The sequence below is a fragment of the Mesorhizobium sp. GW821-FHT07A06 genome, assembly GCF_059419085.1.
Genome location: NZ_JBWKRC010000001.1, coordinates 595,662 through 617,993, shown reverse-complemented (window position 1 = coordinate 617,993; position 22,332 = coordinate 595,662). Strand labels below are relative to the sequence as shown.

20 protein-coding genes and 1 pseudogene are annotated in these 22,332 nt (G+C 63.0%); 7 read left to right on the top strand and 14 right to left on the bottom strand.

All coding sequences use genetic code 11. From position 1 onward, the window contains the following. Positions 1-14: 14 nt before the first annotated feature. Positions 15-1,049: an L-threonine 3-dehydrogenase gene (tdh, locus tag AC07SZ_RS03025; RefSeq protein WP_056562803.1), complete on the bottom strand. Its 1,035-nt coding sequence runs from the start codon at positions 1,047-1,049 to the stop codon at positions 15-17. A 52-nt stretch (positions 1,050-1,101) separates the two neighbouring features. Continuing rightward, complete coding sequence (locus AC07SZ_RS03020) at positions 1,102-2,289, bottom strand: glycine C-acetyltransferase (protein ID WP_494913176.1); 1,188 nt, start codon at positions 2,287-2,289, stop codon at positions 1,102-1,104. A gap of 309 nt (positions 2,290-2,598) precedes the next feature. Here AC07SZ_RS03020 and AC07SZ_RS03015 point away from each other — a divergent pair, with 309 nt between their 5' ends. Together AC07SZ_RS03015 and AC07SZ_RS03010 are read left to right on the top strand one after the other, a co-directional pair. Then, positions 2,599-4,668 (top strand): putative bifunctional diguanylate cyclase/phosphodiesterase, encoded by a 2,070-nt coding sequence (locus AC07SZ_RS03015; RefSeq protein ID WP_494913175.1) that lies wholly within the window; start codon positions 2,599-2,601, stop codon positions 4,666-4,668. A gap of 75 nt (positions 4,669-4,743) precedes the next feature. Continuing rightward, on the top strand, positions 4,744-5,481 hold the full coding sequence (locus tag AC07SZ_RS03010; protein ID WP_081294699.1) for a polysaccharide deacetylase family protein: 738 nt from the start codon (positions 4,744-4,746) through the stop codon (positions 5,479-5,481). Positions 5,482-5,731: 250 nt separating this feature from the next. Here the strand turns inward: AC07SZ_RS03010 and AC07SZ_RS03005 are convergent. The 3 genes and pseudogenes from AC07SZ_RS03005 to AC07SZ_RS02995 form a co-directional block, all read right to left on the bottom strand. After that, a pseudogene (locus AC07SZ_RS03005) lies at positions 5,732-5,953 on the bottom strand (type II toxin-antitoxin system Phd/YefM family antitoxin); the annotation flags it as partial. Between the two features lie 76 nt (positions 5,954-6,029). Beyond that, positions 6,030-6,455 carry a MarR family winged helix-turn-helix transcriptional regulator gene (locus tag AC07SZ_RS03000; protein ID WP_056562814.1) on the bottom strand — a complete coding sequence of 142 codons (426 nt, stop codon included), beginning with the start codon at positions 6,453-6,455 and terminating at the stop codon, positions 6,030-6,032. Between the two features lie 225 nt (positions 6,456-6,680). Further along, the gene (locus AC07SZ_RS02995) at positions 6,681-7,874 is read right to left on the bottom strand and encodes a phytanoyl-CoA dioxygenase family protein (RefSeq protein ID WP_494913174.1); all 1,194 of its coding nucleotides are present in this window, start codon (positions 7,872-7,874) and stop codon (positions 6,681-6,683) included. 114 nt (positions 7,875-7,988) lie between these two features. On the opposite strand from AC07SZ_RS02995, the gene AC07SZ_RS02990 reads away from it, so the two are divergent. Then, positions 7,989-9,008: a LacI family DNA-binding transcriptional regulator gene (locus tag AC07SZ_RS02990; protein ID WP_494913173.1), complete on the top strand. Its 1,020-nt coding sequence runs from the start codon at positions 7,989-7,991 to the stop codon at positions 9,006-9,008. A gap of 12 nt (positions 9,009-9,020) precedes the next feature. On the opposite strand, the gene AC07SZ_RS02985 is transcribed toward AC07SZ_RS02990, so the two are convergent. Beyond that, positions 9,021-11,066 (bottom strand): oxidoreductase, encoded by a 2,046-nt coding sequence (locus AC07SZ_RS02985; RefSeq protein ID WP_494913172.1) that lies wholly within the window; start codon positions 11,064-11,066, stop codon positions 9,021-9,023. A 141-nt stretch (positions 11,067-11,207) separates the two neighbouring features. Between AC07SZ_RS02985 and queF the strand changes: the two genes are divergently transcribed. Continuing rightward, positions 11,208-11,669 carry a preQ(1) synthase gene (queF, locus tag AC07SZ_RS02980; protein ID WP_056562829.1) on the top strand — a complete coding sequence of 154 codons (462 nt, stop codon included), beginning with the start codon at positions 11,208-11,210 and terminating at the stop codon, positions 11,667-11,669. 8 nt (positions 11,670-11,677) lie between these two features. On the opposite strand, the gene AC07SZ_RS02975 is transcribed toward queF, so the two are convergent. From AC07SZ_RS02975 to AC07SZ_RS02960, 4 genes are all read right to left on the bottom strand, one after another. Next, positions 11,678-12,286: a hypothetical protein gene (locus AC07SZ_RS02975; RefSeq protein ID WP_494913171.1), complete on the bottom strand. Its 609-nt coding sequence runs from the start codon at positions 12,284-12,286 to the stop codon at positions 11,678-11,680. Between the two features lie 4 nt (positions 12,287-12,290). Beyond that, complete coding sequence (locus tag AC07SZ_RS02970) at positions 12,291-12,770, bottom strand: DUF3828 domain-containing protein (protein ID WP_056562835.1); 480 nt, start codon at positions 12,768-12,770, stop codon at positions 12,291-12,293. 97 nt (positions 12,771-12,867) lie between these two features. Then, positions 12,868-14,517 (bottom strand): ABC transporter substrate-binding protein, encoded by a 1,650-nt coding sequence (locus tag AC07SZ_RS02965; protein ID WP_494913170.1) that lies wholly within the window; start codon positions 14,515-14,517, stop codon positions 12,868-12,870. Positions 14,518-14,560: 43 nt separating this feature from the next. Then, a complete protein-coding gene (locus AC07SZ_RS02960) occupies positions 14,561-16,111 on the bottom strand; it encodes a trimethylamine methyltransferase family protein (RefSeq protein WP_494913169.1) in 1,551 nt (516 codons plus the stop codon). A gap of 89 nt (positions 16,112-16,200) precedes the next feature. Here AC07SZ_RS02960 and AC07SZ_RS02955 point away from each other — a divergent pair, with 89 nt between their 5' ends. Next, entirely contained in the window at positions 16,201-17,103 is a 903-nt protein-coding gene (locus AC07SZ_RS02955) for a LysR substrate-binding domain-containing protein (protein WP_494913168.1), read from the top strand. 50 nt (positions 17,104-17,153) lie between these two features. Here the strand turns inward: AC07SZ_RS02955 and AC07SZ_RS02950 are convergent, their stop codons facing one another. After that, entirely contained in the window at positions 17,154-17,462 is a 309-nt protein-coding gene (locus AC07SZ_RS02950; RefSeq protein ID WP_056562850.1) for a putative quinol monooxygenase, read from the bottom strand. Between the two features lie 112 nt (positions 17,463-17,574). Here AC07SZ_RS02950 and AC07SZ_RS02945 point away from each other — a divergent pair, with 112 nt between their 5' ends. Continuing rightward, on the top strand, positions 17,575-18,537 hold the full coding sequence (locus tag AC07SZ_RS02945; RefSeq protein ID WP_494913167.1) for a GlxA family transcriptional regulator: 963 nt from the start codon (positions 17,575-17,577) through the stop codon (positions 18,535-18,537). Positions 18,538-18,595: 58 nt separating this feature from the next. Then, positions 18,596-20,485 carry a DNA mismatch repair endonuclease MutL gene (mutL, locus tag AC07SZ_RS02940; protein WP_494913166.1) on the top strand — a complete coding sequence of 630 codons (1,890 nt, stop codon included), beginning with the start codon at positions 18,596-18,598 and terminating at the stop codon, positions 20,483-20,485. 42 nt (positions 20,486-20,527) lie between these two features. Here the strand turns inward: mutL and AC07SZ_RS02935 are convergent, their stop codons facing one another. The 3 genes from AC07SZ_RS02935 to AC07SZ_RS02925 form a co-directional block, all read right to left on the bottom strand. Further along, a complete protein-coding gene (locus AC07SZ_RS02935; protein WP_494913165.1) occupies positions 20,528-21,010 on the bottom strand; it encodes a hypothetical protein in 483 nt (160 codons plus the stop codon). Then, entirely contained in the window at positions 21,004-21,285 is a 282-nt protein-coding gene (locus AC07SZ_RS02930; RefSeq protein WP_494913164.1) for a hypothetical protein, read from the bottom strand. Before AC07SZ_RS02930 ends, AC07SZ_RS02935 begins: the two co-directional genes overlap by 7 nt. Before the next feature lie 110 nt (positions 21,286-21,395). After that, positions 21,396-22,289, bottom strand: a complete 894-nt coding sequence (locus tag AC07SZ_RS02925; protein WP_494913163.1) for a DMT family transporter — start codon at positions 22,287-22,289, stop codon at positions 21,396-21,398. Positions 22,290-22,332 lie beyond the last annotated feature (43 nt).

Sequence of the window (22,332 nt, the reverse complement as noted above, 5' to 3'; positions counted from 1 at the left end):
CTCGCCGGACGCGTCTACCAGTCCATCACGACCTTGCCCGAACTGCCGCTCCTCATCGCATCGAAGCCTGCCTGGAAATCGTCGATGCCGATGCGGTGCGTGATCAGTCCCGAGACATCGAGCGGACCCTGCACCAGCGCGATCATCTTGTACCAGGTCTCGAACATCTCGCGGCCGTAGATGCCCTTGAGATGCAGCATCTTGAAGATGACCTTGTTCCAGTCGATCTCGAAGCCGGTGGGCGCAATGCCCAGGATGGCAATCTTGCCGCCATTGTTCATGGTGTCGATCATGTCGCGGAAGGCCGGGGCGGCGCCCGACATTTCGAGGCCGACGTCAAAACCCTCGGTCATGCCGAGCGCCGGCATGACGTCGCGCAGCTTTTGCTTCGAGGCGTCGACGACATGCTGGACGCCCAGCTTTTTCGCCAGCGCCAGCCGAACCGGGTTGATGTCGGTGATGACCACCTTTCGCGCACCGACGCATTGCGCAACCAGCGCGCCCATGATGCCGATCGGCCCGGCGCCGGTGACCAGCACATCCTCGCCGACCAGATCGAAGGACAATGCCGTGTGGACGGCATTGCCCAGCGGATCGAAGATCGCCGCGACCTCGTCCGGCACGTCATCGGGGATCGGAACGACATTATGCTGCGGGATCGCCAGATACTCGCCGAAAGCGCCTGGCCGGTTGACGCCGACACCGAGCGTGTTGCGGCACAGATGCCCCCTGCCCGCACGGCAGTTGCGGCAATGGCCGCAGACGATGTGGCCTTCGCCCGAGACACGCTGGCCGACCTTGTATTCGGTGACGGCCGCGCCGAAATCGGCGACGGTGCCGACGAATTCATGGCCGGTCACCATCGGCACCGGCACCGTCTTCTGCGCCCACTGGTCCCAATTGTAGATATGAACGTCGGTGCCGCAGATCGCCGTCTTCTTGACCTTGATCAGCACATCATTGGGGCCGATCTCCGGCACCGGCACTTCTTCCATCCAGATGCCCGGTTCGGCCTTGGCCTTCACCAGCGCCTTCATCATGTTCGACATTCTCTTGTCCCTTGAATCTCTTGATCCGGAATCGCTTTTCGGCGCCGGCCGCTCAGGAAATCACGCCCAGTTCCCTGCCGACCGCGCCGAACGCCTCCACCGCGCGGTCGATGTCGGCGCTGGAATGCGCCGCCGACATCTGGGTGCGGATTCGCGCCTGGCCCTTCGGCACCACGGGGAACGAGAAGCCGATGACATAGATGCCGCGCTTCAACATGCGTGCCGCCATTTCCTGCGCCAATGTCGCCTCGCCCAGCATCACCGGAATGATCGGATGATCGGCACCGGCCAGCGTGAAGCCGAGCTTGCCCATCTGCGACCTGAACCGCGCCGCATTGGCATATAGGCGTTCGCGCAAGGCGTCGCCATTGCGGATCAGGTCGAACACCTTGATCGAGGCGCCGGCGATCGCCGGCATAAGCGTGTTGGAAAAGAGATAGGGCCGCGAGCGCTGGCGCAGCCAGTCGACCACCTGGCTCTTGCTGGAGGTGTAGCCACCGGAAGCGCCGCCGAGCGCCTTGCCCAGCGTGCCGGTGATGATGTCGACCCTGCCTTCGACGCCGCAGTGCTCGGCCGAGCCGCGGCCATTCTTGCCGACGAAGCCGACCGCATGGCTGTCGTCGACCATGACCATCGCATCGTATTTGTCGGCAAGGTCGCAGACGCCTTTCAGGTTGGCGATGATGCCGTCCATCGAGAACACGCCGTCGGTGGCGATCAGTCGGAAGCGGCAATCCTTCGCCTCCTTCAATCGCGCTTCGAGATCGGCCATGTCGTTGTTGGCGTAGCGGAAGCGCTTGGCCTTGGACAGCCTGACGCCATCGATGATCGAGGCGTGGTTCAGCGCATCCGAAATGATCGCGTCTTCCTCTCCAAGCAGCGTCTCGAACAGTCCGCCATTGGCGTCGAAACAGGAGCCGTAGAGGATGGTGTCTTCCAGGCCGAGGAAGGAGGAAATCGTCGCCTCGAGCTGCTTGTGTTCCTCCTGCGTGCCGCAGATGAAGCGCACCGAGGCCATGCCGTAGCCGTAGCGATCAAGCGCCTGCGTAGCCGCCTTTCGCAGGTCGGCGCTGTCGGCAAGGCCGAGATAGTTGTTGGCGCAGAAGTTCAGCACTTTCTCGCCGCCGACCTCGATCTGCGCCGACTGCATCGAGGAAATCACCCGCTCTGATTTGTAGAGCCCGGCTGATTTCAGCCCTGCAAGCTCATTGTCGATATGGGAGAGAAATGCTGCGGTCATGATCAGGCCTCGTTTGACGTGCGCAGACTGTCGTCCCGCTTGCGCAAAAAATCCATCGCAAAAGCGACCGGGTCGGGTGGTCGGACAGCATCAACCGGGACGCGACTGGCATCGCCCGAGCGGCCGTTCGATAGCGTACGCGACAAGCAATGCTCAAATGCAGGTCGGCGGCGAAAGGAGCCGATAACCATTTAGCGATCTTCCCGGCTCTCCCCTTGCCGGGCCGGCTGTCGATTTCCAATCCTGTTAACGTTTGTGGCTCAATGGTGACCATACAGGAATCCGTTGGCGAGAGGGCCGCCCCCGAAAATGTCGCAGCAGCCGGTGCAAACCGTTTCAGGCAAGCTCATACTGCTGATCAAGGCTGGCTACTGGCTGGCGCTGTTGATCATTGCCACCATGGTGGCAGCCTCCTTCGTCCTGCTGCAGCAGACGATTGCCACGCAGCAGCACAACCACACCTTGCTCGATATCGTCGGCACGCAGAAGACATTGTCGCAGCGCATCGTCTTCCTTGCCAGCGCAACGGGTGCCGCGTCGCGCGACAAGCAGCCGGCGCTGGTCAGCGCACTCAAGCAAGCCACGGCGGAGTTCGAGACCAATTACGATCTGCTGCTCAAGCAGACGGGGGCAGATCCGCAATCGCCGGCCAAGCTCGATGCGAAGTCGATCGAGAGCGTGCTTTTCGCCAAGCCCTTCCATCTCGACTATTTCTCGGTTGGGCTGATCGCCAATGGCGACCGTCTGATCTCGGCATTTGAATCGAAACTCAATCTCGACAATGACGGCTACAAGGGCGGCGCTGAACGCGTCAACCTCGATACGTCGGTCGCCAATGCAACCTTGTCGGGTTATGCGGCCCTTGGCCAGCGCATCAGCGCCGAGGCCGACGAGCGCTCCGAAAAGCTGCTCGCCCTCCACCGCACGCTGTTCTACGCAACACTCGGCGTCATCCTGCTGGTGGCACTGTTCATCTTCAGGCCGATGTCCAATGCGATCCTGCGCAAGACGCGGGAATTGGTCGATGCGCGCAACTCAATGGCCTTCATCGCGGTTCACGACGGCCTGACCGGCCTGCACAACCGCACTTTCCTGACCGACCATTTCGACACGCTCATCAAGGGTGCGCACCGGCGACGCGAACGCCTGGCAGTGGTCCAGCTGGACCTCGACCGGTTCAAGCAGATCAACGACACGCTCGGCCACGCCGCCGGCGACTATGTCCTGGTGGTGACGGCGCAGCGCATGCGCGATTCGTGCCGCGCGTCGGATCTGTGCGCGCGGCTCGGTGGCGACGAATTCGTGATGATCCTCAATGGCGCGGGCAGCACCGAGGACATCAACATGCTGGCACGGCGGATCCTGGCGCATATCAACGAGCCGATCATTTTCCAGGGCACCACGATTCTTCCGGGTGCCAGCGGCGGCATCGCCGTCTATCCGATCGATGCCGACAATGCGCAGGACCTGCTCGTCCATGCCGATCTGGCGCTTTACTCCGCCAAGAAGATGGGCGGCGGCAACTTCTCGTTCTTCTCGGAGGAGTTGCGCCGCGAACTCGACTACCGCAAGCAACTCGAGCACGACATCAAGGTCGCCATTTCAGAAAAAGCGTTCCAGGTCTATTTCCAGCCGCAGGTCTCCCTGACCAACGGCGCCATCAGCGGTATCGAAGCCCTGGTGCGATGGAACCATCCCGAGCGCGGTATGATCTCGCCGGGCGAATTCATTCCTGTCGCCGAGAAATGCGGTTTCATGCCGGAGATCGGCCGCATCGTGATCAGCAAGGCGATCAACGAAGCCGCCGAGTGGAACCGTGCCGGGATTGCCTTCGGCCGGCTTGCCGTCAACGTTTCGGGCACCGAACTGCGCGAGCACGATTTCGATGCGTTCTTGTTCGATACGCTGGAAAAGGCCGGGCTGCCGCCGCAGAAACTCTCGCTGGAAATCGTCGAATCCGTCATTCTGGACGACGAGAAGACAGGCATCGCCGCCAAGCTGCGCCACATCAGGGCCGCGGGCGTGCATCTGGAACTCGATGATTTCGGCACCGGCTATGCGTCGCTCAGCCACGTCAATCCCAACGAGATTGATCGGCTCAAGATCGACCGCCGCTTCGTCCAGAACATCCATGAGAATGGGGACAACTCCAAGATCGTGCGCGCCATCACCGAGCTTGCCCGCGGGCTCGGCATCTCGATTGTCGCCGAGGGGGCTGAAACCGAGGCCGAACTCGACTCGCTGATGGCGATCGGCTGCGACCAGGTACAGGGCTATTCCATCGCCTTCCCGATGCCGCACGACAAGGCGCTCGAATGGCTGACCGCGCGCATGCCGAAGAAGGCCAGGCTGACGGTGCTGCAAGGCAGTCTGGCATAGCCGAAACCTGGCCCGCCTTGACAACCGTCCGCCGAAATGGCGGCCTGTCGTGATCGCAAACGGATACAGCGGCTTATGACATTCTTTCGGCTTGTGCTGGCGGCCATGCTGATGTCCGCGCTGCCGGCTCATGGGGCGGATCGCACCATCTATCTCACCTTCGACGATGGTCCGCTGAACGGCACCAGCAACATCCTCGATGTGTTGGCGGCGGAACAGGTTCCTGCGACGCTGTTCATGGTCGGCATGCATGCCGAGGCCAGTGTGTCCAACAAGGCCCTGGTCCGGCGCGCCAAGGCGATGCCGCTGGTGACGATCGGCAACCACAGCTACAGCCACGCCTACAATCACTACCGGCACTTCTACAGCGACACGGAAGGTGTGGTTGCCGACATGCTGATGGCGAATGCCGTGCTGGGCCTGAAGCCCGCGGTGCACGCGCGGCTGCCGGGTCGCGATGTATTCCGGCTGCCTTCGATGTCGAAGGACGACAACTCGCTTGGGCCGGCGCAAGCCGGCCGCGAGGATCCCGACTACGAATTCGTCGCGGCGTCCGGCTTCTATCTCTACGGCTGGGACCACGAGTGGGTGCACAAGGATAACGGCGAGCCGGTCCAGAGCGTCGACCATCTGGTCAGCGAAATAGATCACCTGTTCGGCTATGGCCGCTTCGCCAAACCGGGCAAGCTGATCCTCCTGATGCATGACGAGATGTTCCAGGACAGTTTCGACGGCAAGACGCAGCTCACCAACCTGATCACCGCACTGAAGTTGCGCCGCTATGCGTTTGGAACAATCCAGAGCTATGACTGAGCGGGCAAAGACGGCAAATTTTTCAACGGATTAAGCGTCGGCACCCCAAGCGGGCAAAATGAGGTTCGTTATCCGTCAGTATTGTCAAGCCATGGACCTCGGCGGTTGCCGCGATCACCATATCCTCAAATCCAGGCCTGTGCGCCCTCGCCCGATCCAGGAGTAGCCCAGCCGCATGCGGCATGCAGGTCGAAGGGAAGCACTCTTTCTCCGCAGAGGTGCTGGACCGCTTGCCACCATCTGCGCAGCAAGGTTTGCGGGGTCGAGACGGAATATCGTCAACGTCGCTGGGAAAAGCCGCCAACAATTGACCAAAACTGGGCACGCGCGAGAGCCTTTCGTAGTCTTCGAAAGACAGAATGACAGCTTGCTTGCGTCCGTGACGGGTGATGACAGCAGGTTTCCCCGCGACGGCTTGGTCAACCACCGCCGAAAGCGTTGCCTTGGCATCCTTCAACGGAATCTCGCGCATGCTCCGCTCCAGAAATGACCATAGTGGTCATACAGCAAGGCAAGTTGGGTAAAACAAGGCTGTCGACCGACCGGGGTCAACCGACATTGTCGCGCAGCGCCGCCAGCACCTGCGCAAACTCCGCCAGACGCTCGTCGGGCAATCCTTTGCGGAGCCGCTTGTCGAAGGCGAGTGCGGCTTGTCGCAACGTCTCGAACAGCTCTTCTCCGGCTTCCGTCAATTCGACCAGATGGACCCTCCGGTTGACGGGATCGCGGCGGCGCGTCAGCAGGCCCTGCGCCTCCATCGCGTTGAGATGGTGGGTCAGCGTCGCGCCCTGGATGCCGATCATCCCGGCGAGTTCGCGCTGATTGGCGAGCTTGCTCGACTTGACCGACAGCAGCGTGAGCCAGACCGGCAATGTGCCGCCCGCTTCAACCAAAGCGGCGTCGAAGGCCTGCGCAACGAGCTTGGCGGTGCGGCCGAGATTCATGCCGACTGGCGGGCGTTCAAAGGGCGTCATTGCCGGACACTAGACGGTGTTTTCCGCGGATGGAACAGGCTCGCGTTTGCATGGCAATCGCCAGGATGGTCTGAGCGTCGTCCGCACCGCAAGCTCACAAGATCGCACGTTATCAGGCGATAAGCCAACGGCGTGCGGGCGCGCGGCCGGGCCGGCATACATGGGCTCTCGTATGCCGGTCCGGACCGCGCGCCACCAACATTTGCAATTGCCGAAGCCGCTTTCTCAGGTCAGTTTTTTGCAGGCCTGTTTCTCGAGTGCCTCCACGAAGACCGCCGGCTCCCATCCTGCATCCAGAGCACGATGGAAAAGCGCCTGTTGGGTCTCCGGCGCAAGGCCGCCGAGCGGCGGGTCGCGATCGAGATTGGTCGGAAAGGAATAGCCTTCCGCCGACGACGCAATGGCGTTGCCCGCCGCCTGCCTGGTCAGGCTGCCATCGTCCAGCATACGCTGGAGAACGGGATAGAGGGCCGCGCTCATGCGGGTCCGGTCCACGCTCTCCATGGCGCGGCCATAGGCCGATGAGACCTGCAACAGGTTTGCCATGCGCTGGATGTCGGCCGACCGATTGGTGCCGGCGGCGTGGAACAGTGCCGGATTGAAGAAGGCCGCGTCGCCCTTTTTCAGGGGCAGCTGAACATGATGCTCGGCGAAATAGGCCTGGAATTCGGGGCGGTTCATCGCCAGGTAGCCAGGCAGGTAGGTCTGCGAATAGGGCAAATAAAGCGTGGGGCCGCTTTCCACCGGCATATCGCAATGAGCGACGGCCCCCTGCAGCGTCAGCACCGGCGAGACCCGATGGACGTGCACCGGATAGCGTTCGATGATGGGCGCGGTCTGGAAACCGAGATGATAGTCCCGGTGCGCGGACTGCGATGCGCCACCCGGCCTGACATTGTTCACCTGCGACGTCACCTGATAGGCCGGGCCGAGCCAGGCTTCCGATATCAGCGCGATAATATCGTTGCCGTAATAGGCGGCGAAGGTCGCGGGATCGCGCAGGCACAGCTTCTCCAGCGCATTCCACACCCGGTCGTTGGCGCCGGGCTTGGCAAAATGATCGCCGCCGCCTGCCCCGGCCGCACGCTCCTCGGCGATGATGGCATTGAACGCTTCGGTGGCTGCGTCGACTGGCGCCACATCCTCGAAGGCACCGCGAAACACGACGACACCCGGACCATCGGTCATCGCCTCGACCCATTCGGCCAGAAGCGCCTTGCGCCGGGCCGGATCGCCGGCGGCCGCACGAACAGGCGCACCATCGTAGATCAGGACGTTCTTCCGCACCTCGGACGCGAACGGATAGTCTGCCGGATTTGTCGTCCTCTGCGTCGTCGCGGCAAAATCGTCGATGCTGCACACATCGGCGGTAAGCCAGACACGATCGGATCTGAGCTTGGCATAATTGTCGGCCTTCACGGCATCCTCCCCTTTGGTCTTGTTTCGACTGGATGGCGGAAGTATAGCTCTGGCTGAGAGGTGGCATACAGCTGAAACACCTCAAAAACACCTCAAGATTGATCGAGGCGGCCAATGTCGCATCCGTTTCTGGCGAAGGACATCGCCCTGCAGGCCGGCGTCAGCATCGCCACGGTCGACCGGGTCCTGCATGGGCGCAGCGGCGTGCGTCAGCACACAATACGCCGCGTAGAGCAGGCGATCCGGGAACTGGAAACGCAACGCTCCCAACTCGGCCTGTCGGGCCGCAAGTTCATTCTCGATCTCGTCATGGAGGCTCCCATGCGCTTCACCGAGGCGGTGCGCGCCGCGCTGGAGGCCGAGATGCCGGGCCTCCATCCGGCGGTGTTCCGCGCGCGCCACCACCTGGCCGAAGTGCGCGCGGCAGCGAACACCGTCGCACTGCTCGACGCGATCGCCCGGCGCGGCAGCAACGGGATCTTCCTCAAGGCGCCCGATATTCCGGAGATAGCGGCCGCGGTGGACCGGGTCGTCCGGTCGGGAATACCGGTGGTGACGCTGGTCACCGATCTGCCGAACAGCCGGAGGCTGGCCTATGTCGGCATCGACAACCGCGCCGCCGGCGAAACGGCTGCCTATCTGATCGGCGCATGGCTTGGCGAGCGTCGTGCCGATGTCCTGGTCACCTTGAGCAGCAACCGATTCCGGGGCGAGGAGGAGCGCGAAATCGGCTTTCGCCGCGCCTTGCGCGAAAACTTCCCCGACCTTGGGATCGTCGACATCAGCGAAGGCCACGGCATTGATCGCGCGACGGGCGAATTGGTCCGCACCGCGCTGGCACATCATCCCGATGTTGCGGCCGTGTATTCGATCGGCGGCGGAAACGCCTCAATCGTGCAGGCATTCGCCGAAATGAAGCGGCCCTGCCTTGTGTTCATCGGCCACGATCTCGACGCCGACAATATCGACTTGCTGCGAGGCCGGCACATCTCGGCCGTACTGCATCACGATCTCAGGCAAGACATGCGTTCGGCCTGCATCCACATCATGCGGGCACAGGGCGCGTTGCCGAAATCGGTCGCGCCAGGCGCGTCCAATATCCAGATCATCACGCCGTTCAACATGCCGGCCTGAGCCGACGGTGCATCAGATCCGCAGGCCGAACCTGATCCCGTCGTAGATGGCGGCATGGATGTTTCGCGAGGCGACCGCGTCACCGATGCGGAACAGCACGAAGCCCGCCCCTGGATTACGCGCAGGAAAAATGTCGCCGCCGCCGACCAGACGTTCGTAGTCGACCGCCCCGCCGTTCTTCGACAGCGGCTTCAGGCTGAGATAGAGATCGTCGAGCGGCGCCGTGCCGTGCTCGACCACCACCTGGTCGACCCTGCGCTCCCCGCGCCAGCCGTCGGCAAAGTCCGATGCGAGTTCCGCGACCAGTTGGTTGCCCTCGCGGCGCACCGAGCGCAGGCGCGTGTTGATGGTGATCGTGACGCCCTTTTCCTGGAAGGCGCGCATATAAGGCACGTGGTTCATGCCGCCCATTTCAGGAGCGAAGAAACGCTCCGGCGAAACCAGTTCCAGCCTCGCGCCGCTGTTGGCGATCAACTCGGCCGCGCCCATGCCTTGATGGCCGCCATTGTCGTCATAGATGAGCACGTTCTCGGCCGGCTTGACGCTGCCGGCCATGATGTCCCAGCTCGAAGTGACGAGAGTGTCGCCCGCTGTCAGCGGCGGGTTTTGCGGCAGGCCGCCGGTGGCCACGACGACCACATCGGGCGCCAGCGCCAGGACGTCATCCTGCTCCGCCCAGGTGTCGTACCGGATTTCGACGCCGAGCCGGTCGAGTTCGGCCAGCCGCCAGTCGATGATGCCGATCAGTTCCTTGCGGCGCGGGTTCTGCGTCGCCAGACGCACCTGGCCGCCGGCCTGGCTAGAGGCTTCAAGCACCGTCACCTGGTGGCCGCGCTCGGCCGCGACACGTGCCGCCTCCAGTCCGCCGGCCCCGGCGCCGACGACAACGACCTTTCTTCTCGGCCCTTCGGTCTTGACGATGATGTGCGGAATCTCGGCCTCGCGGCCGGTCGCCGCATTGTGCACGCACAGCGCCTCGCCGCCTTCATAGATGCGGTCGAGACAATAGGTGGCGCCCACGCAGGGACGAATCTCGTGCTCGCGGCCCTCCATCACCTTCCTGATGATGTGCGGATCGGCGATGTGCGCACGGGTCATACCGACCATGTCGAGCTTGCCGGTGGCGATCGCATGGCGGGCGGTGGCGACATCGGAAATGCGCGCCGCGTGGAAGGTCGGGAACTTTGTCGCCGCCCTCACCTCGCCGGCGAAATCGAGATGCGGCGAAGACCGCATGCCGGCCACCGGAATGACCTTGGTCAATGCCGCGTCGCTTTCGATCGAGCCGCGGATGATGTTGAGGAAATCGACCTTGCCGGAGCCGGCGAGCCGCCTGGCGATCTCGACCCCCTCTTCCTTCGACAGGCCCTTCTCGAAATCCTCGTCGGCGACCATGCGGATGCCGACGACGAATTTTTCGCCGACCGCCGCGCGCACCGCATCCAGCACCATGTTGGTGAAGCGCAGCCGGTTGTCGAGCGAGCCGCCATACTCGTCGTCGCGATGATTGGTGGCCGGCGACCAGAAGCCATCCATAAGATGGCCGTAGGACTCGAACTCGATGCCGTCGAGGCCGGCGGCCTGGCAGCGTTGCGCGGCCGATGCATAGTCGGCGACAATGCGTTCGATGTCCCAGTCCTCGATGGTCTTGGGAAAAGCGCGATGCGCCGGCTCGCGCACCGGCGAAGCCGAGAGCACCGGCAGCCAGTCGGCCTTGTTCCAGCCGGTGCGGCGGCCAAGATGGGTGATCTGGATCATCACCTTGCAGTCATGCTCGTGGCAGGCGTCGGCGAGCTCGGCCAGCCACGGCACGATGCGGTCGTCATAGACATGCAAATTGCCGAAGGCGGCCGGGCTGTCGCGCGAGACGATCGCCGAGCCCGCGGTCATCGTCAGCGCCATGCCGCCCCTGGCCTTTTCGGCATGGTAGAGCCGGTAGCGTTGTTTCGGCATGCCGTCCTCGGAATAGGCCGGCTCATGGCTGGTCGACATCACCCGGTTCTTCAGCGTCAGATGCTTGAGCTGGTAGGGTTGGAGAAGCGGGTCGCTGGTGGTCATACTCTTCCTGCCGTTTCAAATTGCGTTGGAGCGACATTTGCTGCTCCAGTTCCTATTTTAAGCATCGGATTTATCCGAAAACCGCTGCGCACTCTTCGGTCCGATGCTAAGGAGCGGCGAAAATCGAAAGAGATCCCGCCCATGATCGATACCAAGACCCTTACCCAGCTCGGCGCCCACGTCGAGACGCCACAGAGCCCCGAACAGGCGGTCCTGGAGACCGTGCCGTTTTCGCGCGGCGACGGTCCGCCGGCGATCGTGCGTTTCACCTGCCCGGAATTCACCTCGCTGTGTCCGGTGACCGGCCAACCGGATTTCGCCCATATCGTCATCGACTACGCACCCGATGCGGCTCTGGTGGAATCGAAGTCTCTGAAGCTGTTCATGACCTCGTTTCGCAACCATGGCGCCTTCCATGAAGACTGTACCGTCATGATCGGCCGTCGCATCGTGGCGGCCACAAAGCCACTGTGGTTGCGCATAGGCGGCTACTGGTATCCGCGCGGCGGCATACCCATCGACGTTTTCTGGCAGACCGGCGCGCCACCCGATGGCGCCTGGCTGCCGGACACTGGAGTGGCCCCCTACCGCGGGCGCGGCTAGTCCAGCCATCATTCGCACTGATATTGGCTGAGCGCCCATTCGCCCGTCACCGACAGCAGGTCCGATATCTTCCAGTCGCCGCCGACCTTCTTGAACTTCCACTCCAGCCGGTGCTGATGGCCTTCGACGACGAAGGCGACCACCACCTTGGCTTGGTCGCCATTCACGGCTTCGATGCTCTTCAGGCTCTTGTCGATTGCGAGCTTGTCGTAGTCGGCATTGTCGAGCGCCATGTTGGGGTCCAGGCATTCGCCCTGTCCCGAAGCCCGCAGCGCATCGCTCTTGTCGAGCACTGCCTTGGCCGGATCGACAAAATTCTTGCGCTGGGTCGGATCGAGCTCCAGCCCGGGATGGTCGTAGAACGGCTTGACCACCGCCGTCGGTGAGCCCGGCAACACGGGCGCGGCCGGCTCGGACGGCGGCCATGCCAGCGGTGGCGTTGCCGGTTCCACCGCGTTGCCGGGTGGGTTTGCAGGCGGTGCATCGCCACCGCCCGGCGTGGCCTGCGCCGGGGCGTTTGCCGGCGGGGCACCGAACAGTCCCTGGCCAACAGCCTCGCTCAAACCCGCCGCCAGCAGGCACATTGCCGACAGAGCCAAGAATACGCGACGGGCCATCGCATCACTCCGGATCTTGACCCGCCATGCATTCGAGCTGGCTCAGCGTCCAATCGTTGGTCTTCGAGGCAATGTCCGAGACCTTCCACTTTCCGCCGACCTTCTTCAGCGACCAGTTCATTTCGCGTTTTGAATCGTCTCCGTCCGAAAAAAGGCTGAAGCTCGCCACCACTTGTGCCGTATCGCCGTCCACCGTCTCGGACAGTTTCAAGGTCTTGGAGACGGTCTTCTGATCGAAATCCTGCGCATCCAGGCCAGGATCGAAGTCGATACATGCGACCTGGTCGGGATTTTTCTTGGTCGCCTGGTCGTTGAGATCGAACAATTTCGTCACCGGCTCGGTGAAGCGGTCCCGGTACTGTGCGTCGGCCTCGAATCTCACCGCCGGGACATAGAAGAACTTCACGGCGTCGGACGCCGGCCCCGCCAGAGCGGCCGCTGGCAAGGCTGTCGTAAGGGCGGCAAGAAGCACTGTCCGTCTCATGCAGAATCTCCGGCTTTTGATGGCTTGAAGCTACCAACACCACGCATCCTGCATATCGGCTTTTTTGCGGCTCATGAAGTCCCTGCCCGGCCTCCTTTCAGCCGGCGAGCCAGACGTTCTGGAGATCCATTTCGAAGGTCTGGTGGACCCCGTAATTCCTGACCTTCTTGTTGGTGTGGCTGAAGAGCTTCTGCCAGAACGGCTGAATGATGACGCCCGAATCCTGCAGGATCTGCTCGACGTCCTTCATCACTTCCTTGCGCTTGGCCACGTCGATCAGCGAAAGCGCCTGTTTGAGCTTGGCGTCGAAGTCGGGATTGGAATAGGCGGATTCATTCCACGCCTCGCCGGTGCGATATCCAAGCGCCAGCACCTGAACGCCGAGCGGGCGCATGTACCAGATGGTCATCGAATAGGGATACTTCGTCCAGTCGTTCCAGAAGGTCGACCCCGGCAGCACCGTGCGCTTCACCTTGATGCCGGCGTCGCGCAGCTGACCGGCGATCGCGTCGCCGGTGTTCTTCTGCCAATCGTCCTCGATGGTGATCAGCTCGTGCTCGAAGTCGGCCTGGCCGGCTTCCGCCATCAGCTTCTTGGCGCCGGCGGCGTCGCGCTCCTTCTTCGGCAGGGCATAATATTCGGGATGGATCGGGCTGACATGGTGGTTCTCGCCGACCGTGCCGCGCCCATTGTAGCCGAGTTGCAGTACGGCGTTGTTGTCGACGGCCATCTGCAGTGCGTTGCGCACCCGCTTGTCGTCATAGGGTTTATGGGTGACGTTGGTGCGGGCAACGAGTGTCGTCGCCGTCGCGACCTCGGATTTCTGCAGGCCCATCTTGTCGAGAATGTCGATGAAGTCGGCGGGCGATTCGAAATTGAGGTCGATCTCGCCGGAGTCGAACGCGTTGACCGTGGCGTTGAAATCGGTGCCGTAGTCGATGAACTCGATGCCGTCGAGCGGCGCCTCGCCGCCCCACCATTTGCCGTTCTCGCGGCGCTTCACCACCGCCTTCTGGCCAACATCGTAGGAGACCAGTTCGAATGGTCCCGTGCCGACCGGCTTCTTGATCGGATCGGCGCCGTCGGCGTCGAAGTTGCGGTGCACGACAAGCGCGGGATAGTCGGTGAAGTTCGGGATCAGCGAGATGTCGGGTTCGCTGAGCTTCAGCTTGACCGTGCTGTCATCGACCTTGGTGATCGCGCCATCCCTCGCCTTTCCGGTTTTTGCGTCGATCAGCGCGCCGACACGGGCGGCCATCGAATTGCCGGCGACGCCTTTTTCGCACCAGCGCGTCAGGTTGTGAACCACGTCGTCGGCGTTGAAAGCATCGCCATTGTTCCAGGTGATGCCCTTGCGCACATGCAGGACGTATTCGGTTGCGTCGTCGTTGATGTCCCAGCTTTCAAGCAGCACCGGCTCGAAGGTGAACTGTCTGGTATAGCGCACCAGCGGCTCCAGCCAGCTGCGCGAGATATTGGCAAGCTCCACCCAGTCATAGGTGCGCGGATCCTTTTGCGCCTTGACCGACATCGAGACGTGCAGCGTGCCGCCCTTCTTCGGCTCCTCGGCCAGAGCCTGCTGCGGGGCGGCGAGACCGATCATGCCATAGGCCAAAGCCGTCGATGCGCCGAAGGCGCTTGCCAGGGCCAGGAACTCACGCCGGTCCATGCGGCCCGCGCGCGCGTCTTCCGCCATCGCCTCGATAGCGCTAGGGACGCTATCGCCATTGCTTCTGAAGAATGCCATTTCTCTCTCCCATTGGTTCCGTCGGGTCGTTGCCCGTTCTTTCTCAACTGACGGTATCCGGCAGCTTCTCCTCGCGCCGCGCGATCAAATCCCTGAGACCCTCGGCGATCCCCTCGTCCAGCTTCGGCTCCTCATAATCGGCCAGCATGTTGCGCGCTTTCTCACGGCCGCGCGTGTCGTGATCCTTCGCCCCTTCGGCATTCCATTGCTCATAGGAATTGAAGTCCATGATCGAGGGCATGAAGAAGGCGGACTCGAAGTGTTCGAGCGTGTGCTGGGTGCCGAGGAAATGGCCTTGCGGCCCGACCTCGCGGATCGCCGCCATCGCTTCCTTGAAATCGTCGAAGGAGAGCCCGCCCGCGTATTTGTACCAGCCGACAAGCTGCTCGCAGTCCGTCGCGAATTTCGAGTAGCCGCAGGTCAGGCCGGCTTCCAGCCATCCGGCGGAATGCCAGATATAGTTGGCGCCGGCGAGGATGGCGGCATGCATCAGCATGTTCGATTCGTAGCCAGCCTGGGCGTCGTTCAGCTTCGAGCCGACATGGAAACCAGACGTGCGCCATGGCAGCCGGTATTTCCGCGCCAAGGCACCCATCAGGTACATCATCTGGGCGGCCTCCGGCGTGCCGCCCATCGGCGCGCCGGTCTTCATATCGACCGTGACCATGAACTGGCCGTAGATCTGCGGCGAGCCTGGGCGGATCAGCTGGGTCAGCGCCACGCCGGCAAGCGCCTCGGCGTTGACCTGCGCCACCGCGCCGACGGCGGAAGCCGAGGTCGAGGCGCCGCACAGCGCGAAAGGCGCCAGGATCAGCGGCTGATTGTGGCTCGCGTAGACCCGCATGGCATCGATCATGGTGGCGTCCCATACCAGTGGCGAATTGCAGTTGGTGATCGCCACCAGCACAGGGTTGTCGCGTACGAACTCCTCGCCGAAGACGATGCCAGCCATCGCCATCGTGTCCTCGGCGCGCTCTTTCGACGTCACTATGCCCATGAACGGCTTGTCGGAATGCTTCAGGGCCGAGTGGATGATGTGTAGATGCCGTTTCGGCACCGCGATCTCCATCGGCTCGCAGATGACCGAGCTCGAGGAATGCAGCGCCGGCGCCATGTAGGCCATTTTGTGGAAATTGTTGAGGTCGGCGAGCGTGCCGTAGCGCCTGACATTGTCGAGGTCGCGGACGTAGGGCGCGCCATACATCGGCACGAAAATCGAGTTCTTGCCGCCGACGCGCACCGTGCGCTCGGGGTTGCGCGCATGGAGCGTGAACTCCGATGGAACCTTCGAGACGAGCTCCATCAGCAGCGCGCGGTCGATGCGGACACGCGTGTCCCTGACATCGGCGCCGGCCGCCTTCCAGAGTTCGATCGCGCCGTCGTCGCGGAATTCGCAGCCCACCTCCTCAAGGATCTTGAGCGATTCCTCGTGGATCAGTTCCACCGCCTCGTCAGGCACGATCTCATAGGCGGGGATCTTGCGCACCAAGGTCGGAAAGGAAGCGATCGGCGCGCTTCTTAGCGCCTTGCGGCCAAGACGGCCACCGCCGCGGCGGTGGGTCTGTTCGGTCAATTCGACGGCCGGTGCGTTCATGGAGCCTCCTTCTTCCCGCCATACACGTTAGCGACCCGAAATATGGCTGTGACGCTGGAAAATCCTGATCTTCTGTATAAGCTGTGCTTATGCGAAGCCTGCGCCACCTCCTGCCCTCCGCCGGCAGCCTGATCGTCTTCGAGGCAGCCGGCCGGCTGTCGAGCTTCACCGCCGCCGGGCGCGAGCTCGGCATGACGCAGGCAGCCGTCTCCTATGCCGTGCGCGGGCTGGAAGAGCAGCTCGGCGCCAAGCTGTTCCAGCGTCGTCATCGCCAGGTCAGCCTGACCGAAGCCGGCGAACGCTTCCACGCCGATGTCTCGCTGGGCCTGTCGCACATCCGCAAGTCGGCCGAGGATCTGCGCCTGCAGGCGACCGGCGGCCATGTGACGCTCGCCGCGTCAACCGCTTTCGGCTCCTTCTGGATGATGCCGCGCCTGCAGCAGTTCCGCGACGAATTGCCGGGCATCGATCTGCGCATCCAGACCGCCGACCGCGACCTCAACATCATCGCCGAGGGCATCCCGCTCGGCGTGCGCGGAGGCGTGCCCGGACAATGGCCGGACTATCATTCGATGCCACTCTCAGACGAGGAGATCTTTCCGGTCGCGGGGCCCAATTATCTCGCCAAGTTCGGCCTGCCCGGGACCGTCGCGGAACTGGCCGCGCACCGGCTCATCCATCTTGAGGAACCCTATCGCGAGGCCCCCAACTGGGACGAATGGTTCGCATCCGCCGGAACCAGCCTGCGCAATGCTGAACGCGGACTGCGCATCAATGACTATGCCCTCGTGATCCAGGCGGTCATGGAAGGGCAAGGCATCGCGCTCGGCTGGCGGCATCTCGTCGAGCGGCTCGTGGCATCCGGCCTGCTGGTGCCGGTCACCGAGCATGTGATGAGGACCGGCATCGCTTTCTACGTCATCTGGCCGAAAAACCGCGACCTCAGCGAGAATGCCCGCAAGGTAAGGGATTGGCTGGTGGCGCAGGCGTGAGTTCAATGCAATCCGGCGCGTGGCCGGATTGCATTCGCAGGCTGGAACGATCAGACCGAACCGTCATTCTTGAGGCCCAGCACGTCCACCTTGTCTATGGTCGGCGGGCCAGCGAACAGTGTTTCGGCATTGGCCATCAGCGCCTTTGCAATCTCGCCAGTGAGATGGGCCTGCCGCCCTGCCTCGTCATGAAAGGCATCGAACACGCCGAAGACGCTTGGCGAAAGCTGCAAGGCAAACCAGATCGGTGTTCCTGCTTCCCGATTGGCCAGCTGCAGTCCGGTTTTGAGGAACGCGGCGACATCCTTCTCCTTGCCCGGCTTGGCTTCGAAGCGTGCGAACAATGCGAGCTTGATCATTTGTCTTCTCCTCGTCGTTTGTGCGGCCGGAGGCGGCCGTCGCAAACAACAGTTGCAGCATCGAGCCCCAAAGCGTATTGGCAAAAATGACATCTTTGATACCATTATCGCCATGAACATTTCCGTCCTTGCGCTTGATGGCGTCTTCGACACCGGACTGGCCACGATGCTCGACGTGTTCGGCACCGCCAACGAACTGGTCGGGATGCTGGTGTCGCCGCCCAGCCGCTTCACAACGACTATCGTCGGGGTGAGCGCCTCGGTCCGCACGGCACAGGGCCTTCAAGTGCCGGTCGTCGCGATGGGCAGCCAGCCAGATCCCGATTGGCTGGTGATCCCGGCGATCGGCCAGAAGATGCCAGGCCCGCTTGCCGACGCCCTGAAACGCAGCGATATCGCCGACGCTACCAAGGCGTTGCGCGCTGCCGCCGAAACAGGCACACTCATCGGAGCTGCCTGTATCGGCACTTTCATCCTGGCCGAAACCGGCCTGCTCGACCACAGGCGGTCAACGACAACCTGGTGGCTGGCGCCGATGTTCCGGCAACTTTACCCACAAGTGCGGCTCGATGCCGCGCGCATGCTGATCAATGACGGGCAGTTCGCAACCGCCGGAGCCGCACTCGGCCACATCGATCTCGCTTTGATGATCATTCGCCAGACAAGCCCGGAACTCGCTGCGCTGACGGCGAAATACCTCATCGTCGACAGCCGGCCATTGCAATCGGCCTATGCGATCTCCGACCACCTTGCCCATTCCAACCCGCTGGTCGAACGCTTCGAACGCTGGGCGCGCGACCATCTCGCCGCTGGGTTCAATCTCGACGAAGCAGCCACGGCACTCGGCGCCAGCAAGCGCACGCTGTCGCGACGGGTCAACGACGTGCTCGGCAAGACGCCGCTGTCCTATTTTCAGGATCTGCGCGTCGAGCAGGCCGTGCATTTGTTGAAAACCACATCCGACAGCGTCGACGAGATCGCCGCGAAGGTCGGCTATAGCGAGGGGGTGACGTTGCGCAATTTGCTGCGCCGGCGGCTGCGCAAGGGTGTGCGCGAAATCCGCACCGCCAACTGATCCACCGCCAACGCAATTCTGCCCCTCCCGCGAAGCCCGAATCCGCCTATAGTGCCCCATGCCCATTCGCCAGCTTTCCGAAACGATGATCAACCAGATCGCCGCCGGCGAAGTCATCGAGCGTCCGGCCAGCGTGGTCAAGGAGCTGGTCGAGAACGCGCTCGATGCCGGCGCTTCGCGCGTCGAAATCGTCACGGCAGGCGGCGGGCTCAATCTGATCCGCGTCACCGATGACGGTTCCGGCATCGCCGAGCGGGAGCTGGCGCTGGCGATTGCCCGCCACTGCACCTCCAAGCTCACCGAGGATATCAACGACATCCGCTCGCTCGGCTTTCGCGGCGAGGCGCTGCCGTCGATCGGCTCGGTGTCGCGGCTGTCGATCCGCTCGCGCACGGCATTGGGAGACAGCGCCGCCGAAATCGGCATCGAGGGCGGCCGCGTCCTGCCCGTCAGGCCGGCGGCGGCCAATCGGGGAACCACGGTCGAGGTGCGCGACCTGTTCTTCGCCACGCCGGCGAGGCTGAAATTCATGAAAGGCGAGCGCGCCGAAAGCTCGGCGATCAGCGATGTCGTCAAGCGCATCGCCATCGCCTTTCCGGCCGTGCGGTTCACGCTGGCCGGTTCCGACCGCTCGACGCTGGAATTGCCGGCGACCGACGACAGTCAGGAAGGCAGCCTGCGTCGCGTCGCCCAGGTGATGGGAGGCGAGTTTCCCGACAATTCCATTGCCATCGACGCGATGCGCGAAGGCGTGCATCTGACCGGCCATGTGTCGATCCCGTCCTTCACCCGCGCCAATGCGCTGCAGCAATATGCCTATGTCAACGGCAGGCCGGTGCGCGACAAGCTGATCGCCGGCGCCATCCGCGGCGCCTTCGCCGATGTGCTGCCGCGCGACCGCCACGCCGTAACGGTGCTGTTCCTTTCGCTCGATCCGGCCATCGTCGACGTCAATGTCCACCCGGCCAAGGCCGATGTGCGCTTCCGCGACCCGGGCCTGGTGCGCGGGCTGATCGTCGGCGCCATCCGCCAGGCCCTGGCGGACGCCGGCATCCGCTCGGCCACGACCGGAGCCGCCGGCATGATGGCGGCGTTCCGGCCGGGCGCCGCACCCTACAATCATGGCGGCCCGGCCAACGGCCATCGCAGCTACGAAGCAGCATTCCACGCATCCGGCTCCGCCGGTTTCGACCCCTCGCGCTCGCCGCAGCGGCCTCTCGACATGCAATTCGAAGGCTCTGGCTTTGAACGCGCCGGCGCAAGGCATGGCGGCTTCGGTGAGCCCGGCCAGGCCGCGTTCGATACCGGCCCTCTTGCCAGCGCCGATGCGCGCGCCGGGCAGAGCGAGGCGGCCGAGACGCTGCTTGGCACGGTGCTGGGTGCCGCGCGCGCCCAGGTGCACGAGAATTACATCGTTGCCCAGACCAGGGATTCGCTCGTCATCGTCGACCAGCACGCGGCGCATGAGCGGCTGGTTTATGAAGCCCTGAAGAACGCCCTGCATTCGCGCCCCGTGCCCTCGCAGATGCTGCTTCTGCCCGAGATCATCGATCTGCCGGAAGAGGATGCCGAGCGGCTCGCCATGCATTCTGAGACATTGGCCCGCTTCGGCCTGGGCATTGAGCGTTTCGGCCCGGGCGCCGTTGCCGTGCGCGAGACGCCCTCGATGCTGGGCGAAACCAATGTCCCTCAATTGGTGCGTGATCTCGCCGACGAGATCGCCGACAACGACACGATCGAAACGCTCAAGGAGCGGCTGGACAAGATCGCCGCCACAATGGCCTGCCACGGCTCGGTGCGTTCCGGCCGCCTGCTCAAGGCCGAGGAGATGAACGCGCTGCTGCGCCAGATGGAGGCGACGCCGGGTTCGGGCACGTGCAACCATGGCCGCCCAACCTATATCGAGCTCAAACTGGCGGACATCGAGCGGCTGTTCGGTCGGCGGTAGGTGTGCCCTCCGACCGCCAACACCAAGGCCCGATGCCCCACGTCAGTTCTTTTTCTGATATTTCCTGGTCGCGCGATTGAAGACGTAGTCCGTCGTGTAGCCGGCGCCGCCACCGCGAAAATTCACCGAAATGATGTCCTTGCCGTGCTCCACCGACTTCTGAACGTTCATGTAGATGGGCGTCATCAGCATGCCCGCATTGCAATCATCGTCATCGAAGCGGATTTGCTGGACGACCTTGCCGGTGCTCTTTTTGATCACCTGCATTTTCGTCATGCAAATACTGGCGCTGGTGTTCGCATAAACGCCGGCAAACCTGTCGGCGGCGGTCTCGGCCCAGAAGGGAATCTCGACGGTCCCGACGATCTTTGCGTCGCCGGTGTCATCAAGGCTCGCGACCTTCTTGAGAATGACGGGCAATTCGTCGGCGCCCTTGCTCAAGCTTCCCGTCGCGCCGTCCGCGTTGACATCAAGGACGATCGGGCATCCGGCGGTGTCGACCGGCGTCTTTGACCCCATTACCATGACCCGTAGAATTCCTTGTCATCCGCGATCTCGCAAAGCGAGACTTTGGTGCCGTTGACGGTGCCATACACTGCGATCGGCCTCTGTTCCGTGTCGCGGAAGTAACTTCCCTGGACGGTAATGCCGCTGCCAAAACTGTCATATCTCTGCAGCGACAAATGGACCGGATCGGGCCCGATGGTTCCTTCGTAGTTTTCGACGTGATACCAGCCCGCAACGGCTTCCCCGGTCAGCGACAAAACGCAAAAGAGCGCCGATATGAGCAGTTTTCCCATTCCGTCCCCCCAGTGAAAGCGGCTCACCATAACGGCCCTTCCTCCGGGTGTCTGCATGCTGGCGGATAAGGTTTCGGATTTGATTCCGCAAACGCCTCCAACCTTCTGTTTTACCTCTTCAAATTCACCACGATGACGCCGCCCAGCGCCAGCGCGCCGCCGAGGATGCCGAGCAGCGTCGGCACTTCACCCAACCAGAAGAAACCGATCAGGGCGGACATGGGCGAGACCAGATAGAGAAAGTTCGACGCACGCGCTGCCGGCAGGCGCGACAGAGCCGTCGCCCAGGCCGCATAGGCAATCAGGCTCGGCACGATGCCGAGATAGATGACGGCGCCGAGACCGGCGGCGTTGGCGACAGCCGCCTGCTGAAAGGCGGCAGGCAGGAAGGGTGCCAGACAGAGCGCGCCGAGCACCATGTTGGACGCCGCGATGGTCAGCGGATGGTGGCGGGCAAACAGCGGCTTCTGGACGATGGTGTTGACGGCCGAGCAGAGCGCGGAGCCGAGCACCAGCAGTGCGCCGGCATTGAAGTGCAAGCCATGGCCGTCGGCCACGGCGATGATGCCGATGCCGGCGAAGGAGATGGCCGTACCAAGCCAGGCTAGAGGCGAGAAACGCTCGCCCAGAAGCGCCATCGCCATGATGGCGGTGAAGATCGGGCTGACATTGATGATGAAGCCGGCGGCTCCCGCCGAGACGGTCAGTTCGCCGAAATTGAGCATGGCCGTATAGAGCGCGACGAAAATGGCGCCGCCAAAGGCGAAGCGCCACAATTCGCCGACCTTGGGCAGCGCCGGGCGCTTGGCCGCAAGGAAGATCGCCGCCGGCACCGCGGCGATGGCAAAGCGCAGGGCACCGAGTTCCAGCGGCTGGAAGGCGGCAAGGCCGGCACGGATCGCCGGAAAGGCGGACGCCCAACCGACAACCGTCAACGCCACGGCGATGGCGGCGGTGGTGTCCATCCGCTGTGTCTGATTCAACGTGCCCGTCATCGCACTCATCTCACTGTCCTCGTGTTCTTCGTCTTGAAAGCCACAAAACGCC

What these genes read in the sequence shown, in the direction of transcription:
- tdh (WP_056562803.1), bottom strand. Translation starts at nt 1,049, where the DNA reads ATGTCGAACATGATGAAGGCGCTGGTGAAGGCCAAGGCCGAACCGGGC.
- AC07SZ_RS03020 (WP_494913176.1), bottom strand. Translation starts at nt 2,289, where the DNA reads ATGACCGCAGCATTTCTCTCCCATATCGACAATGAGCTTGCAGGGCTG.
- AC07SZ_RS03015 (WP_494913175.1), top strand. Translation starts at nt 2,599, where the DNA reads ATGTCGCAGCAGCCGGTGCAAACCGTTTCAGGCAAGCTCATACTGCTG.
- AC07SZ_RS03010 (WP_081294699.1), top strand. Translation starts at nt 4,744, where the DNA reads ATGACATTCTTTCGGCTTGTGCTGGCGGCCATGCTGATGTCCGCGCTG.
- AC07SZ_RS03000 (WP_056562814.1), bottom strand. Translation starts at nt 6,455, where the DNA reads ATGACGCCCTTTGAACGCCCGCCAGTCGGCATGAATCTCGGCCGCACC.
- AC07SZ_RS02990 (WP_494913173.1), top strand. Translation starts at nt 7,989, where the DNA reads ATGTCGCATCCGTTTCTGGCGAAGGACATCGCCCTGCAGGCCGGCGTC.
- AC07SZ_RS02985 (WP_494913172.1), bottom strand. Translation starts at nt 11,066, where the DNA reads ATGACCACCAGCGACCCGCTTCTCCAACCCTACCAGCTCAAGCATCTG.
- queF (WP_056562829.1), top strand. Translation starts at nt 11,208, where the DNA reads ATGATCGATACCAAGACCCTTACCCAGCTCGGCGCCCACGTCGAGACG.
- AC07SZ_RS02975 (WP_494913171.1), bottom strand. Translation starts at nt 12,286, where the DNA reads ATGGCCCGTCGCGTATTCTTGGCTCTGTCGGCAATGTGCCTGCTGGCG.
- AC07SZ_RS02970 (WP_056562835.1), bottom strand. Translation starts at nt 12,770, where the DNA reads ATGAGACGGACAGTGCTTCTTGCCGCCCTTACGACAGCCTTGCCAGCG.
- AC07SZ_RS02965 (WP_494913170.1), bottom strand. Translation starts at nt 14,517, where the DNA reads ATGGCATTCTTCAGAAGCAATGGCGATAGCGTCCCTAGCGCTATCGAG.
- AC07SZ_RS02960 (WP_494913169.1), bottom strand. Translation starts at nt 16,111, where the DNA reads ATGAACGCACCGGCCGTCGAATTGACCGAACAGACCCACCGCCGCGGC.
- AC07SZ_RS02955 (WP_494913168.1), top strand. Translation starts at nt 16,201, where the DNA reads ATGCGAAGCCTGCGCCACCTCCTGCCCTCCGCCGGCAGCCTGATCGTC.
- AC07SZ_RS02950 (WP_056562850.1), bottom strand. Translation starts at nt 17,462, where the DNA reads ATGATCAAGCTCGCATTGTTCGCACGCTTCGAAGCCAAGCCGGGCAAG.
- AC07SZ_RS02945 (WP_494913167.1), top strand. Translation starts at nt 17,575, where the DNA reads ATGAACATTTCCGTCCTTGCGCTTGATGGCGTCTTCGACACCGGACTG.
- mutL (WP_494913166.1), top strand. Translation starts at nt 18,596, where the DNA reads ATGCCCATTCGCCAGCTTTCCGAAACGATGATCAACCAGATCGCCGCC.
- AC07SZ_RS02935 (WP_494913165.1), bottom strand. Translation starts at nt 21,010, where the DNA reads ATGGTAATGGGGTCAAAGACGCCGGTCGACACCGCCGGATGCCCGATC.
- AC07SZ_RS02930 (WP_494913164.1), bottom strand. Translation starts at nt 21,285, where the DNA reads ATGGGAAAACTGCTCATATCGGCGCTCTTTTGCGTTTTGTCGCTGACC.
- AC07SZ_RS02925 (WP_494913163.1), bottom strand. Translation starts at nt 22,289, where the DNA reads ATGAGTGCGATGACGGGCACGTTGAATCAGACACAGCGGATGGACACC.